The organism is Bacteroides sp. AR29 (assembly GCF_900217715.1).
GTDB classification, from domain to species: Bacteria; Bacteroidota; Bacteroidia; order Bacteroidales; family Bacteroidaceae; genus Bacteroides; species Bacteroides uniformis.
In genome coordinates, this window is sequence record NZ_OBMS01000017.1 from 44,328 (window position 1) to 59,598 (window position 15,271).

Below are 15,271 nucleotides of genomic sequence, written 5' to 3' on the forward strand. Positions count from 1 at the left end.
TCTTAGTCTTGTTAGATTAAAACATACTTATACTTACCGTCTTCTGGAACCACCGCCGCCACTGGAACGACTGGCACCACCGCCACCACCACTGGAGTAACTGGAACGTGAGCTACTGCCTGAAGAGAAGCTGGAAGAAGAACGGGTGCTACTGGATGAACGTACTGGAGCAGAATATGAACGACTGCTACTACGATTGTTGTCATTGGAGTAGCTGCGTGCCGGTGCGGCGCTTGAACCTCTGTTATAAGTCGATGAAGTCCTGCTACGAGTGGAAGTTCCAACAGAAGAGCGTACACCGGAAGAACGACTGCTACGAACTCCTTCTACGCTACTATTATATGAGCTACTACGCGTACTGCTTGGACGGGTGTAAGTGGAACGGCGGGTAGAAGCCGCACTCGAACGGTTTACACTTGAGCGAGTTGCAGAAGAACTTGAACGAACTGTAGACGAACTTCTTGTACCTACCACCCGACGGGTTGACGTACCGGTACTGCTACGTCTCACTTGACCGGAAGTAGTACTGCTACGACGTACAGTCTGCCCTCCATTTACAGTAGAAGAACGGCGGGAAGTAGAGGACGATACTCTGTTTCCGGCATAAGAAGAACGGCTCGGACCATAAGAACGTCTATTGGTATATGCATTTCCCCAATGGCCACCTCCCCAATGACCACCGCCACCGGGATAATATCCGGGATGATAGTGATGGTGATGATGATGTCCCCACCAGCCACCGCCGTACCAGCCGCCCCAGCCAAAGCTCCAGCTCGGACCGTACCAGCTGTTCCATCCCCAGCCATAGTAAGGATAGCCGCCCCAACCATAAGAGTTATAGCGCCAATCCCACCACAAGCGGTTGGTGAATGTAGGGAAAGCATATGCATATAATCCGTCGGTATACACGTTCCAATCCCAGGAATTCAAGCCATAGACCACATCCCAATATAGCGGGCTGCTGATGCTGATGGCATAACGGGGATTACGGAAACGGATGATACGGGTAGCATACTCGTAATCATCCTGCGAACCTTCAAATTCACCGTTCACCCATTCGCCGTCCAGGCCGTCATCTTCTTTTTCATTGATGTAAAGGGTATCGTTCTCCATCACGAAATCATTGTCGCGGGAGTCATAACGGCGGTTATATTCGTCCACATCGCGGGTGTTTCCCTTACGGTCTTTTACTACAACAGTAGTGCTTCCCGGCGATGAATAGACAGTGGTCGGTACATTCGACTTTACTACAATCTCTTCTACGGGAGCAGCGACTTTCTTCTCCTGCTTCACCTCTTCTTTTTTCTCTTCCTTATTCTTGGAAGGAGTGTAGTAAAGGTCGTCATCTATACTTTGTGCCACCAGTGTCCATGGGAGGCACAAGGCAAAAAGCGATAAAAAAACAATCTTTTTCATATTAGTTTGGTTTATGGATTTTACGTTTATCTATTTCTTCACGTCACAAAGATAACGCCGGATTTTATCCCATGCAGCAGATTTTCCCCAAAGATTTATAGGGAATTCCCTAAATACCCCGCCTTTTGACGAGGCAAGCGGCACTTCCGCATAAAAAATGAACAAGTTCATTTTATTCTGCCCTCGGTTTACATTACCTTTGCAGTGTGAAAACAAAGATACGCAGAAATAGATTTGTTCTTTAAAATCTTCTTCTGCATTTAACAAACAATCATATTCCGATGAAATATTTAGAATTTACATTCCGCACTGTTCCGTGCACAGAAATAGTCAACGATGTACTTTCCGGAGTCTTGGGTGAAGCTGGCTTTGAAAGTTTTGTTGAGCAGACCGACGGTATCACTGCCTATATACAGAAAGAGCTGTATAACGAATCTCTACTCAAAGAAGCACTTGCAGACTTCCCTCTGCCCGATACACAGATAGAATATAATTTCGTAGAAGCCGAAGACAAAGACTGGAACGAGGAATGGGAGAAGAACTTCTTCCAGCCCATCGTTATCGGAGACCGTTGTGTCATTCACAGCACTTTTCACAACGATGTCCCACAAGCAGAATATGACATCGTCATCAATCCGCAAATGGCATTCGGCACAGGGCACCACGAGACAACAAGCCTCATCATAGGCGAACTGCTGGATAGTGACCTGCAAGGCAAAGCATTGCTCGATATGGGTTGTGGGACTTCCATCCTTGCCATACTGGCACGCATGCGTGGAGCCTCCCCTTGTACAGCTATCGACATAGATGAATGGTGTGTGCGCAACTCCCTCGAAAATATAGAATTGAATGGGGTGGACAATATTGCCGTATCCCAAGGCGATGCCTCCTCTCTGGAAAGCAAAGGTCCTTTTGATATGGTTATCGCCAACATCAACCGCAATATCCTCCTGGCAGATATGAAGCACTACATAGCCCGCATGAATCCCGGAGCGGAATTGTTGATGAGCGGTTTCTACATAGATGACATTCCCGTCATCCGCGAAGAAGCCGAACGCAACGGGCTGCACTTTGTCCACCATCGTGAGAAGAACCGGTGGGCGGCAGTGAAATTCCAAAAATAATAAAGGTCAATACTAAAAAGCTAAAGGTCAATATCAGGAAGCTAAAGTTGACCTTTAGCGTTCTATACAAGGAGTTTTCAACGTAAGCTCCAAAAGTTCCTCCATTGTACCATTAAAGACGTTCAAATCCACCTCTTCTTCAATACCGGGCACAGTGCCTACATCCGTGTGCTGCCAAAAGTGCCACTTGCCCTCATAACGCACGGAATCTACATAATAATGGGCTATCCAATAAGGATAAGCATTGAAAATGGAATCGCTGAGATAGCGTTTCTTGAATTTATAGGAAGTATAAAGAATAGGCTTTACGCCGTAATGCGCCTCTACCCTATCCAGCCAAGTCTTGACTGCCGTTTTAAGTTCCTGCGGTGACTGCTTGCCGGTAGTCTCCACATCAAGTACGGGAGGCAGGTCTCCCTTTGCCAGCTGCACGGTACGGATAAAGAAATCGGCTTGCTTGCGGGCATCGGTCTTAGGGATAAAATAATGATAGGCACCACGGATAAAACCGTATTTACGCGCCTGGCCGAAGTTCTGCGTAAACGTATCGTCACCATGATCGCCGCCTTCGGTAGCTTTCAGAAAAATAAAGTGAATGGGAAATTGGGCTTCTCTATTATGTGTCAGGAGTTCCCAATCTATCTTTCCCTGATAGTGGGATATGTCTATGCCATGCACCTCATAGTTGCAAGGCATACATACACCGTAACCTTTCTGACCATAACAAGGCTTCCAGCGATAAGCATAAGGACGAATGAAAAACCAGTAAAAGCCGGTAGAAAAAACAAGAATGATACAGACCGCCAAAAGATTGCGCAACCATACGGGCATGGTACGCGGCTGCATTTTCTTCTTGCTCCGCGGAGAGGAAGAACGACGGGCGGCAGTAGTTTTACGCCGGATATTTGTGGAGGTCTTGGTTGCCATGAGCAAAGGAAAAGAAAGGGCGGAATGAACCGCCCCTCCGTTTTATTGTCAACTTGTTGATGCATCAACTTATTTAGCCTGCTCCAGCTGCAAAGTCTTCGTAGCCTGGTCGCAAACTTCTGTCGGACCGAAGTACTGGATAGGGCCTGGATAAACGTAGTCTGTTTCCATAGCCCAACGGTCACGCTGAGCAGCGAATGCCTTGAACGGAGCACCGTCCAGCTTCACCAGAGCCTTCTGGATAACCGGCTTCATTTCACCGTGGCGACGTTCCATGTTCATCATCATAGTAATGGGCACACCGCCTGCAATCCATTCTTCGGCAGGAGCAGTAGTGTTGCGTACAGAAGACATGTAACCGGTCTTTCCGTTAGCAATCAATGCAGATGCTGCATAACCCAAAGAGTAGCAGTAGTCAGCATCGAAGTTTGACGGAGCAGCGCAACGTCCTTCGTAACCGAAGAAGTGGTGTTGTGCAGCAAACTTGCCTACGAACTTGCCCTCTTCTTTCCACTGAGCCAGCTTGGTACCCACCATTTCGGACAGCAACTTTTCAGTTTCAATCAGAGATACCTGTACGTTTCCGTGCGGGTCGCGGTCCAGAGACAATTGGCGAGCCACGCCTTCGGGCAAGCTTGCGTAAATGGCAGCATTCTCCGGAGAGAGTTTACGGATGATATAATCGCGTTGGTGAGATTTCTTAATTTGAGCAAACTCTTCTGCATTGGCAGCAAGGAAGTCGTTCAACTCAGCAATCAGACGCTTCATGGCCGGGATGAATTCAACCAATCCTTCGGGGATAAGAACCGTACCAAAGTTGTTACCCTGGGCTGCACGTTCAGCAACGACCTTGGCAATGCTGGTCACGATGTCGTCCAAAGACATATCCTTAGCTTCAACCTCTTCAGAGATGATACACATATTGGGTTGAACCTGCAATGCACATTCCAAAGCGATATGAGAAGCGGAACGTCCCATCAGCTTGATGAAGTGCCAGTATTTACGGGCAGAGTTACAGTCACGCTGGATATTGCCGATTACTTCAGAGTAAGTCTTGCAAGCCGTATCGAAACCGAAAGAAGTTTCAATCATATCATTCTTCAAGTCACCGTCGATGGTCTTGGGGCAACCTATTACCTGCACGCCATAATTCTTGGCAGCATAGTATTCAGCCAGTACGCAAGCATTGGTATTGGAGTCATCGCCACCGATGATTACCAGTGCCTTGATGCCAAGTTCCTTCAGGATTTCATAACCTTTCTCAAACTGTTCTTCCTTTTCCAGCTTGGTACGGCCCGAACCGATGATGTCAAAGCCGCCCGTATTGCGGTATTCATCAATGATGTCAGCAGTCAGTTCCATATAATTATGGTCAACCAAGCCGCCAGGACCCAGAATAAAGCCATACAATTTGCTGTCTTTGTTCAACTTCTTGATACCGTCGAAAATACCGGAAATCACATTGTGACCGCCAGGAGCCTGTCCACCGGAAAGGATAACACCCACGTTCATTGCGGGGAAGTTAACCACCTCATCGGTAGTTTCAAACTTAATCAAAGGCATTCCGTACGTGTTGGGGAACAATTTCTTGATTTCTTCCTGGTCAGCAACAGACTGAGTAGCTGCGCCTTCTGCAGCCTTAACAGTTCCTTTCAGCGCTTTCGGAAGTTTGGGCTGATAGGCAGCCCTTGCAATTTGCAATGCACTTTTAGTCATTTCTCTTAATTATTTAAAGGTGTTAGTAAAGTTCCGTTTAAAAGCGTCGCAAATTTCGCTTTTTTTCGTAAGATATGCAAACGAGAGGCCGAAATAATGTATAAAATGACATTTATCGTTTTTTATCCTAAAATAAAAAGGAGAAGAAAGCAATTAACTGATTTATTGTGTTATCTTTGCCGCAAAGTTTGAGTTACGAGTCGTTATCGCATTGTTCTTCTTTTAATATACAACTATTATTAGGCGGTCTCTTCCATAATTATTCTCCATACTCCAATTTAATAATTACAATTAATTAAAATTTCAAATGAACATTTACATTTCAGGTTTAAATTTCAGCACAACAGACGCTGACTTAAACGATTTATTTTCAGAGTACGGAGAAGTTTCTTCTGCAAGAATCATTACAGACAGAGAAACAAGAAGATCCAGAGGTTTCGGTTTCGTAGAAATGCCGGACGATGCAGCAGGCCAAAAAGCCATTGACGAATTGAACGGTGCTGAATTTGACCACAAACAAATCTCGGTAAACGTGGCACGCCCCCGCGAAGAAAGACCTTCCAATGGCGGCAATCGCGACAGAAGAGGCGGTTACAACTCTAGAAGATATTAATATTCTTAACTACTGACAAAAGCAGGAGGTGTTGTAGCAATGCCCCCTGCTTTTTTTATAACTCAATAAATAAAAATACATGGCCAAATCCATCTCCGCAGACAAGCGTGAAAATGAAAAGAAAAGACTCGCCCGACGAGCTGAAAAACAAAAAAAGAAAGAAGAAAAAAAACTATCCAACAAAGCCAATAGCTTTGAAGATATGATTGCCTATGTTGACGAAAACGGCATGATAACCTCTACTCCTCCGGCAGAAAACACTCCCAAAGAAGAAATAAAGCTGGAAGAAATCGTCATATCAACTCCCAAAAAAGACAAGGAAGAACCGGTCATCCGCAGAGGACCTATCGAGTTTTTCAATGAATCGAAAGGCTTCGGCTTCATCAAGGACTTATCCGGGGTCGAAAAATACTTTTTCCACATTAACAATGTGCTGACAGATATAGCAGAAAACAATATTGTGACGTTCGACCTCGAACGTGGCCTTAAAGGCATGAATGCTGTAAACGTAGCTCTTGAAGTAGAAAAGGCAAAGGAAAAGAAAGAAAACAAGGAGACTCTAAATACAGAATCCTAGATGAAATAAGCCAATTATAGAACAAGGGCGTGTATATACCATCAAATATTTCGGTACATACACGCCCTTGCTGTCTTCTTTAATCACACGTCATTCGGTTTGCCAGCCACCCCCCAATGCCTTATAGACATTTACCATGGCAATAAGTTCGTCGCGGATGGCATTGCTCACCCCTATTTGGGCATCGAAATAACCACGCTGGGCATCGAGCACATCCATATAATTGATGACGCCGTTGATGTATTGCAACTGTGCCAAATCCACATATCCCTTGGCAGAACGTTCAAGTTTGGCACGCAGTTGGTAGACCTCCTTTATCTTATTGAAATCTACAATGGCATTCTTCGCTTCCTTAAAAGCATTCAGCACTGTCTTTTCATAGCTATGCACTTCGGCTTCAAAAGAAGCCTTCTGTGCATTCAATGCAGCACGGTTCTTTCCCCAACCGAAAAGTGGTGCCAAGACTGCCCCATTCAATAAGGAATAGGGAGATTCCAGGAAATTGGATAACACATCACTTTCCAATCCAAATTGTCCGGTCAGGGCCAAACGGGGGAACATATTGGTATAAGCAACTTTCACTCTGGCATGTTCAGCCCTCAACTGCTGCTCTGCCACACGGACATCGGGGCGACGTTCCAACAAATCGGAAGGCAGACCTACCGGTAAGGACTCCGGCACATCCAGTTCCTGCAGAAAATTGACACGCTTGATACGGGTAGGAAATTCCCCCACAAGGAAGGATATATCATTTTCTTTCAGAGAGATACGGCGTTCCAAATCCGGAACAAGAGTAGCCGTACGAGCCAACTCCACTTGAGCCTGTTGATAAGAGGTCTCCGAGGTCAGCCCTCCTTCAAAACGGATACGCGCCAAGCGCACTCCCTCTTCACGCGCCTTTTGTGTCTGGCGCACAATCTCCAGTTCCGTATCAAGGGCTACCAGCTCATAATAAGCCTGCGCCACTTCGGCAACGATGGTCATGCGCAACGCACGCTGCGCCTCCACACTTTGCAAATATTCGGCCACAGCAGCCACTTTCTTCCATCTCAAGTTTCCCCAAAGGTCCAGTTCCCAAGAGAGCAACGCCTTGGCTTCGTAAGTATTGCCTACATCACGGCTATGACCACCGTAATTCTCCACCTCGCGCTCAGCCTCCACCTTTCCGGTGAGCTGCGGCAGAAGGTTGGCAACACTGATACGTTTTTGGGCAGCCATCTCCTTGACACGGGAAGCTGCAATCAGCATGTCTTTGTTATATTCCAGAGCACGGTCTATCAAAGCACGCAGCGTGCTGTCCGTATAAACTGCCTGCCACTGTTCATCGGCTATGCTCATGCTATCCTGCTGCTGTGCCAGGCTATCCGGCAATGCCATCTCCGGACGCACATAGCTCTTGCCCACCTTGCATGAGGTAAGGGCAAACATACTCAGCAACAAAATAATATATATGTTCTTTCTTTTCATAAACGTTGTCTTTAAAATCAGTCTTTCTTAATCTTATGCTGCACTTTGGCTTTTGTCTTGTATACCAGGACAAAGAAGAACGGTACAAGCACAATACCGAATACAATGGCAAATATCATTCCGAAGAAAACACCCGTACCGATGGCCTGACGGCTCGCCGAGCCCGGTCCGCTTGCCAACACCATAGGAAGCATTCCCAATACAAAGGCGAGGGAAGTCATCAGGATAGGCCGGAAACGGAGTTGGGCAGCATGGATGGCAGACTGTATCAAGTCTCCTCCCTTGTCAACCTGCACCTTGGCAAACTCCACAATCAAAATGGCATTCTTTGCCGCAAGCCCCACCAGCATCACCAAGCCGATTTGGAAATAAATATCATTCTCCAATCCGCATATCACAACGCCCAGATAGGCACCCAAAGCGGCAACCGGCAGTGAAAGCAATACAGCGATAGGCACCGTCCAACTTTCATATTGCGCAGCCAAAAAGAGGAATACGAAAAGGAATACCAGCGTAAGCACAAGACCCGTCTGTCCTCCCGCCTTCTTTTCCTGATAGGAAAGGCCACTCCACTCCAGACCGATATTGTCCGGCAAGTGGTCACGTGCAATCTGCTCCATAATCTCCATTGCCTGGCCGGAACTGTAGCCTTGTGCCGCAGAACCGCGGATGACGGCAGTGGTAAACATATTGAAACGCTTGATACTGCCCGGACCGGTGGTATAAGAGGCATTTCCCAAGGAAGTAAGCGGCACCATCACTCCGTCCTTTGCCTTTACAAAGAACAAGTTGATATTGTCCTTATGCTCACGATAAGGAGCCTCGGCCTGGATATACACCTTATATATACGGTTGAACATATTGAAGTCATTCACATATACTGAACCGGTATAGGCCTTCATGGTAGAGAATACATCCGCCAGGGGCACACCCAGCATTTTCACCTTATCACGGTCCACATCAAAATAAAGTTGCGGTATTTCAGACTGCAAGGATGATGAAAGCCCCGTCAGCTCCTTATGCTTCTGGGCATAATACATCAGCGTATCTGCCGCCTGCACCAAGTTGTCAAACGTCGCCTCTCCACGCGCCTCAAGCTGCATTTCGAAACCTCCCGAGGTACCCAATCCCGGAATGACCGGAGGCGTGGAAAGATAGACCTTGCATTCGGGATATTCCTTCAAATCCTGCTCCACATTCTCCATTATCTTATCGATGGAAATCCCCTTACGCTCTTCCCACGGTTTCAGAATAACCGTCAGCTCACTGCGTGCCTGGTTGCTACCCACACGGGGGCTGCTACCCGTCACGTTCTGCACATAGGCCACATAGGGATTCTTCTCCAAGTATTGCACGGCACGGTCGGTCACCACACGGGTTCGCTCCAAAGTAGCACCTTCCGGCAACTCCAACTCTATCTTAAAATAGCCCTGGTCTTCTACCGGCAGGAAACTGGTAGGCACCAACCGGTGGATAATGAAAATGGCAACCAGTACCAGGCCGAACGCACTCATCAAGCGGCGGGGATTCCTGATGACCCGGTTAATGACAGCCACGTATTTGTGATTGCCCAAGTTCAGCCATTCATTGATTTTGCGGAAAACTATGTTCTTTTTCTTTCCACTGTCGGGCTTCAATATGAGCGAACACATGACGGGACTAAGCGTCAGGGCCACTACCGTAGAAAGCAATACGGAAACGGCGATAGTAATGGTAAACTGACGGTATAACTGTCCGGTGATTCCGCTCAAGAAACTTACCGGCACAAACACGGCACAGAGCACCAATGATGTGGCAATCAAGGCACTTGCCAATCCGTTCATCGCCTTTTTGGTAGCTTCATACGGGCTCAATTTCTCCGTCTCCATAAGATGTTCTACATTCTCCACCACCACAATGGCATCATCCACCACAATACCGATGGCGAGAATCAATCCAAGCAAAGTCAGTATGTTCAGAGAGAAGCCGAAAATAAGCATGAAACCGAAGGTACCAATCAGGGAAATAGGTACCGCAACAATCGGTATCACCGTCGCACGCCAGCTTTGCAAGGAAAGGAATACGACCAGCACCACCAGAATCAGCGCTTCGAACAACGTCTTGTACACTTCGTGAATGGATTCGGAAATATAAGTCGTCATGTCGAAGGGAATCTCATAGCTCATCCCTTCAGGGAAATTTGCACTGATTTCCTCCATAGCAGCCTTTACGCTCTTCGCAACCTCCATGGCATTGGCCCCGGGAAGCATATAGATACCGAGCACGGCGGCATTCTCGCCGTTGATTCCACTTTCCGTACTATAGGAAGATGCTTCCAATGAAACACGCGCCACATCGCGCAGACGGATGATGGAACCGTTGGCATTGGCACGGACTACAATGTCCTCAAACTGCTTTACCGAACTTAAACGTCCCTGGGTAGTGATAGGGATAGTAATGTCGAGTCCCTTCACCGGCTGTTGCCCCAAAACACCCGCAGCAGACTCACGGTTCTGGTCCTTCAGGGCATTCTGCAAGTCTTGCACCGTCAGGCCAAAGTTGGCAAGTTTGTCGGGCAACGCCCATATCTGCATGGCATAGTAGCGGCTGCCGATGTTGGAAACACGTCCCACACCGGGGATACGGCGCAACAAGTCGAGCACATTGATAGTGGCAAAGTTACTCAGATAAATTTCGTCGAACTTCGGGTCACTGGAAGTCAGACAGATGGTCATCAACTGGCTGGGAGCCTGCTTTTCCACAGAAATACCGTTCTGAATCACTTCGGCCGGCAAACGGTTCTCCGCCAGTTTCACACGGTTCTGTATTTCTACGGCAGCCAAATCCGGGTCGGCAGACACGTCGAAAGTGACCGTAGCCGAAAAGCCACCGGAATTGGAACTGTTGGACTCCATGTACAACATGCCGGGAGTGCCGTTTATCTCCTGCTCGATAGGGGTTGCCACCGCCTGCGAAACAGTCAGCGCACTGGCTCCCGGATAGGAAGCGCTGATTTTCACTACGGGAGGCGTTATCTGCGGATATTGGTCTACCGGCAGCATCGTCAGGCCAATGATACCGACAATCACAATCACAATCGATATCACCGCCGAGAATACCGGGCGGTCTATAAAGAAACTTACTTTCATGGCATCATTACTTTGAAGGGTTGTTGTCCTTTGATTTATTCTCAGCAGGAGCGGTCGGCTTCGTTTCGGAAACAACCTGCTTGTTCAGAGAATCACTCGTCTGCTCTTCCTCCTTTTTAGGAACGGCAGCCTGGGCACGTACTTTCATACCCGGAGTCAGCTTGTGGAAACCTTCCGTCACAATTTGTTCTCCGGCAACCAGACCACGCTCAACCACCCAATTGTTGCCAAATTCAGGTCCCAGTTCAATGAAACGCTTTTCAACCGTAGAGTCCCGGCGCATCACAAAAATATATGCACCACCTTTCTCAATGGTAACCGCCTTTTGAGGAACGGCGACAGCACCCTCACGTACATCCAGCAATAGCTTAACCTTTGTAAACTGCCCCGGTAACAACACTTTGTTAGGGTTCGGCATTTCGGCACGCACGGAGAATGTTCCGGTCTGAGGGTCCACCTGAGGTTCGGCAAAATCCACATAGCCCTTATAAGGATAGACGGTATTATCCGCCAAAGTAATCGTAATGTTCGGCTGCCAGGAACGTGTAGAGTCCTGACGCCCTATATCGATATTCCGTTCCTTGCTTTTCAGGTAATCCAATGCCGTCATGCTGAAATCTACCAGAACCGTATCACTTTTCACAACCGTAGCCAGCAAGGACTTGCCTCCCGGTCCGACCAATGTTCCCAAATCCACATTTCTTTCACTGATATGTCCCGATAGCGGAGAACGGACCAACGTATATCCCAATTCCAATTCAGCCTGGTCCAAATCGGCCTGGCTCATCGCTACTGAGGCTTCTGCAGTCTCGTAAGCAGCCTGGGCATTGTCCAAATCCAGCTGGCTGGCAGCGTTCTGCGCATAGAGGGGGCGGATACGCTCCAAATCGCGCTTTGCCTTCAATGCCTGCGCTTCATCCTTCTTTAACTGTGCACGAGCTTTGTCAGCCTTTGCCCTATACTGGTCCTGGTTTATCACAAAAAGTACCTGGTTCTTGGTGACATATGTTCCTTCTGCGAAAAGCATATTCTCCAAATACCCTTCCACACGCGCACGTACCTCTACAAACTGCTGAGCGCGAATACGTCCCACGTACTCGCCATATATCTCCACATCTCCTTTTTCCGCAGATTCCACAATCACGGTAGGAGCTTCCGATTCCACCTTCTTAGGCCAAGTCAGAATAACGTAACCTGCCAACAATACCGCCATGCAGGCAACCATCATCAGCAACCTCTTCTTCTTTAGTTTCAATTCTTTTTTCGTAAAAAACTGTCTCATGCTTGTTTGTATATTAAATTTAACCCTGTTTCTTTCTATTAAAGCAAATCCGATGCCAATCTATCACCATCTCATCCATTACGTCTAACAAACTATATATCAAGCAGAAAAGCAGACGGCAGTTCTTTATTCATGGTGGCATCCTCCATTTTTCCCTGTAGAATGTGTCCACAGTTTGTGGAATAATTCCACAAAACTACTAAATTAAAAACACATAAAAACCCTTTTTTGCTCTACACTAACAAAGAAAAACATTATCTTTACCGAAAATAATTCAGATTATTCATTTTAAACGTAAAGATTATGGCAAGTAGAAAAGAACTAAAGAAGAATATAAACTATATTGCAGGTGAATTGTTCACAGAGTGTCTTGTAAACAGCTTATGTGTGCCTGGAACAGACAAACAAAAAGCCGATGAACTGATGGCTGAAATTCTGAAAATGCAAGATGAATTCATAAGCCGCATCAGCCACACCGAGCCAGGAAATGTAAAAGGTTTCTACAAAAAACTTCGTGCTGACTTCAATGCAAAAGTAGACGAAATTATTGACGCAATGGGCAAACTGAAATAAGATGAAGAAAGCCTTTTATAGCTTCATTTATTATCGCCTGCTGGGCTGGAAGACAAACGTGACGGTGCCCGACTACGACAAATGTGTAATTTGTGCGGCACCCCATACTTCCAATTGGGACTTATTTATCGGTAAATTGTTTTATGGTGCCATCGGCCGCAAGACCAGTTTCATGATGAAAAAGGAATGGTTCTTTTTTCCTCTGGGACTGATATTCAAAGCCGTTGGCGGCATTCCGGTGAACCGGGGACGTAAATCTTCCTTAGTGGACCAAATGACCGAAAAGTTTGCAAACAGCAAGCATTTCCACCTGGCTATTACACCGGAAGGAACCCGTAAAGCCAATCCCAACTGGAAGAAAGGTTTTTATTACATAGCACTTAAAGCACAAGTGCCCATCATGCTTATCGGGATTGATTATCCTTCCAAGACCATCTCCTCTACCAAGGCTGTCATGCCTACCGGAGACATCGAAAAGGATATGCGCGAGATAAAACTGTACTTCAAGAACTTTAAAGGAAAAAATCCCGAAAATTTTGATTTAGGAAATATCTAATCAGGTATTAAGCATTAATGCCATGCGAATAAGCATCTTGCAAACAGACATCGTCTGGGAAAATAAACAAGAAAATCTCCGTCGTCTCCGCGAGAAGTTAGAAACTCTTCGTGGAACAACGGAGATTGTTGTTTTACCGGAAACATTCTCCACCGGCTTTAGTATGGACACCGCCAGCTTGGCCGAACCCACAACGGGAGAAACCATCGCAACACTGCGCCAATGGTCCGAAGAGTACCGGCTTGCTCTTGCCGGCAGCTATATTGCCTGCGAAACAGCCTCGGAAGGCGGAAAGCCATCCTACTACAACCGCGCATTCTTCCTTACGCCCGAAGGCAATGCTTACTATTACGACAAACGCCACCTCTTCCGGATGGGGCACGAGACAGAACATTTCACCCCCGGCAACCGGCGTCCCATCATCCGATATCGCGGCTGGAATATACTGCTGCTTGTATGCTATGACCTTCGTTTCCCGGTCTGGAGCCGCAATACGAGCAATGAATACGACCTCCTGATTTACGTCGCCAACTGGCCCATTCCCCGCCGGAAAGTCTGGGACATCCTGCTGCAAGCGCGCGCGCTGGAAAACATCAGTTATGTCTGCGGTGTCAACCGTATCGGCAAGGACGGCAGAGACATTCCACACAGCGGAGGCAGTGTGGTCTACTCTCCGAAGGGGGAAGTGCTTGCCACTGTGCCCGACAACGAAGAGGCGATTGCCACCGCCTCCCTCAACCTTTCCTCCCTGCAGGAGTTCAGGCTAAAGTTTCCCGCTTGGAAAGATGCGGACGAGTTCGTTATTTCTTCAAATAATAGTTCACAGTAGTCACTACACGTACGCTTTTTATATAAGGAGTATAGGCATCGCGGTCACTTATGGAGAACTGCCCTTGCGAGGCATTGCGGATTTTCCCCAGTTCACTGTCCGAATCCTTGGCAAACTTCTCAGCTGCAGCACGAGCGTTCTTCGTGGCCTCCTCTATCATTCTGGGCTTCACTTCGTTGAGACCGGTGAATTCATAAGACACATTATATTTATAATCCCCTCCCGTGATGGCAATACCCTGCTTCAAGAGTTCAGCCTGCCCCGACATGAGCTTACGCACCCTATCCACATTCTTGGAAGTGACAGTGATGACAGACGTGGCATTATAACGATAGGCCACGTTGCGGTCAACGTAACGTTCGGCCTGCATGTCAATCACTTCGGGCGGTGCAATACTGATTTCCTCCTTCTCAATACCGTTGTTTTCAAGGAAACTCACGACGGCAGCGTTTTTCTTCTCCATATTGGCATAAAGCAGTGCAGGGTCATTACCTATGTCTTTGTAGACAAGAGGCCAGACTACCTTGTCGGCAGGCACTTCCATTTCGGCCAGCCCTTTCACACTGACCACACGGTCCTTATTCACAAAATTGTTGATACCGCCTTTTACCATGATTCCCAACAAAAGCAGCCCCACGGCTATGATGGCTGCTTCTACTTTCCAGCTTTTCATACATTGATATTTTAGAGTTTATAAACACACACAAATATAACAAACCCAAACGACAAAAAGTGCGATGAATGGTCTATTTTTATATGATTATCCTCACTTATACCCCAAACGAACGAGACATTATACAAAATGCACCAAATCCTCTTTTTTAGAGTATTTAATGAAAATACCCAAAAGAAGGAGTACATCTTCTCCAAAAAGTACCTATTTTTGTCCTTCGAAACAATGTCAAAGCGACAACATGATTAATTTAATAATTCTAACCCCTAAATCCTATGTTGACCCAACGTAAAATCCATACTCACGGTGGCGGTTGGCCGTGACTTTATGGAATGACCGAAGACACTTTCCGTACAACCGTCAAAACCCATATGAGATATGGGACGACCA

The 15,271-nt window shown here is 47.0% G+C and carries 13 protein-coding genes; 6 read left to right on the top strand and 7 right to left on the bottom strand.

The window, feature by feature from the left end; translation table 11 throughout:
* Positions 1-33: 33 nt before the first annotated feature.
* The gene (locus tag CSD97_RS11945) at positions 34-1,416 is read right to left on the bottom strand and encodes a hypothetical protein (protein ID WP_005826635.1); all 1,383 of its coding nucleotides are present in this window, start codon (positions 1,414-1,416) and stop codon (positions 34-36) included.
* Positions 1,417-1,697: 281 nt separating this feature from the next.
* Here CSD97_RS11945 and prmA point away from each other — a divergent pair, with 281 nt between their 5' ends.
* Positions 1,698-2,540 (top strand): 50S ribosomal protein L11 methyltransferase, encoded by an 843-nt coding sequence (prmA, locus tag CSD97_RS11955; RefSeq protein WP_005836023.1) that lies wholly within the window; start codon positions 1,698-1,700, stop codon positions 2,538-2,540.
* Positions 2,541-2,594: 54 nt separating this feature from the next.
* Here the strand turns inward: prmA and CSD97_RS11960 are convergent, their stop codons facing one another.
* A complete protein-coding gene (locus CSD97_RS11960; RefSeq protein WP_005836022.1) occupies positions 2,595-3,467 on the bottom strand; it encodes a glycoside hydrolase family 25 protein in 873 nt (290 codons plus the stop codon).
* Positions 3,468-3,536: 69 nt separating this feature from the next.
* Complete coding sequence (locus CSD97_RS11965; RefSeq protein ID WP_005826644.1) at positions 3,537-5,183, bottom strand: diphosphate--fructose-6-phosphate 1-phosphotransferase; 1,647 nt, start codon at positions 5,181-5,183, stop codon at positions 3,537-3,539.
* Between the two features lie 307 nt (positions 5,184-5,490).
* Here CSD97_RS11965 and CSD97_RS11970 point away from each other — a divergent pair, with 307 nt between their 5' ends.
* Complete coding sequence (locus tag CSD97_RS11970) at positions 5,491-5,796, top strand: RNA-binding protein (RefSeq protein ID WP_005826648.1); 306 nt, start codon at positions 5,491-5,493, stop codon at positions 5,794-5,796.
* A gap of 79 nt (positions 5,797-5,875) precedes the next feature.
* Positions 5,876-6,373 (top strand): cold shock domain-containing protein, encoded by a 498-nt coding sequence (locus CSD97_RS11975; protein WP_098032445.1) that lies wholly within the window; start codon positions 5,876-5,878, stop codon positions 6,371-6,373.
* Between the two features lie 90 nt (positions 6,374-6,463).
* Here the strand turns inward: CSD97_RS11975 and CSD97_RS11980 are convergent, their stop codons facing one another.
* The 3 genes from CSD97_RS11980 to CSD97_RS11990 are packed head-to-tail and all read right to left on the bottom strand — an operon-like array spanning position 6,464 to position 12,250.
* Complete coding sequence (locus CSD97_RS11980; protein WP_005826651.1) at positions 6,464-7,840, bottom strand: efflux transporter outer membrane subunit; 1,377 nt, start codon at positions 7,838-7,840, stop codon at positions 6,464-6,466.
* 17 nt (positions 7,841-7,857) lie between these two features.
* Entirely contained in the window at positions 7,858-10,968 is a 3,111-nt protein-coding gene (locus CSD97_RS11985) for a multidrug efflux RND transporter permease subunit (protein ID WP_098032446.1), read from the bottom strand.
* A 7-nt stretch (positions 10,969-10,975) separates the two neighbouring features.
* Entirely contained in the window at positions 10,976-12,250 is a 1,275-nt protein-coding gene (locus CSD97_RS11990; RefSeq protein WP_057097699.1) for an efflux RND transporter periplasmic adaptor subunit, read from the bottom strand.
* A 303-nt stretch (positions 12,251-12,553) separates the two neighbouring features.
* Between CSD97_RS11990 and CSD97_RS11995 the strand changes: the two genes are divergently transcribed.
* From CSD97_RS11995 to CSD97_RS12005, 3 genes are read left to right on the top strand one after another with little or no spacing between them, the layout of a single operon-like run.
* A complete protein-coding gene (locus tag CSD97_RS11995) occupies positions 12,554-12,823 on the top strand; it encodes a hypothetical protein (RefSeq protein WP_098032447.1) in 270 nt (89 codons plus the stop codon).
* Position 12,824: 1 nt separating this feature from the next.
* Positions 12,825-13,379, top strand: coding sequence for a 1-acyl-sn-glycerol-3-phosphate acyltransferase (locus CSD97_RS12000; protein WP_005826663.1), 555 nt, complete (start codon positions 12,825-12,827; stop codon positions 13,377-13,379).
* Between the two features lie 22 nt (positions 13,380-13,401).
* Complete coding sequence (locus tag CSD97_RS12005) at positions 13,402-14,208, top strand: amidohydrolase (RefSeq protein WP_009036814.1); 807 nt, start codon at positions 13,402-13,404, stop codon at positions 14,206-14,208.
* On the opposite strand, the gene CSD97_RS12010 is transcribed toward CSD97_RS12005, so the two are convergent.
* Positions 14,180-14,881: an SIMPL domain-containing protein gene (locus CSD97_RS12010; protein ID WP_005826670.1), complete on the bottom strand. Its 702-nt coding sequence runs from the start codon at positions 14,879-14,881 to the stop codon at positions 14,180-14,182. The genes CSD97_RS12005 and CSD97_RS12010 overlap by 29 nt on opposite strands.
* Positions 14,882-15,271 lie beyond the last annotated feature (390 nt).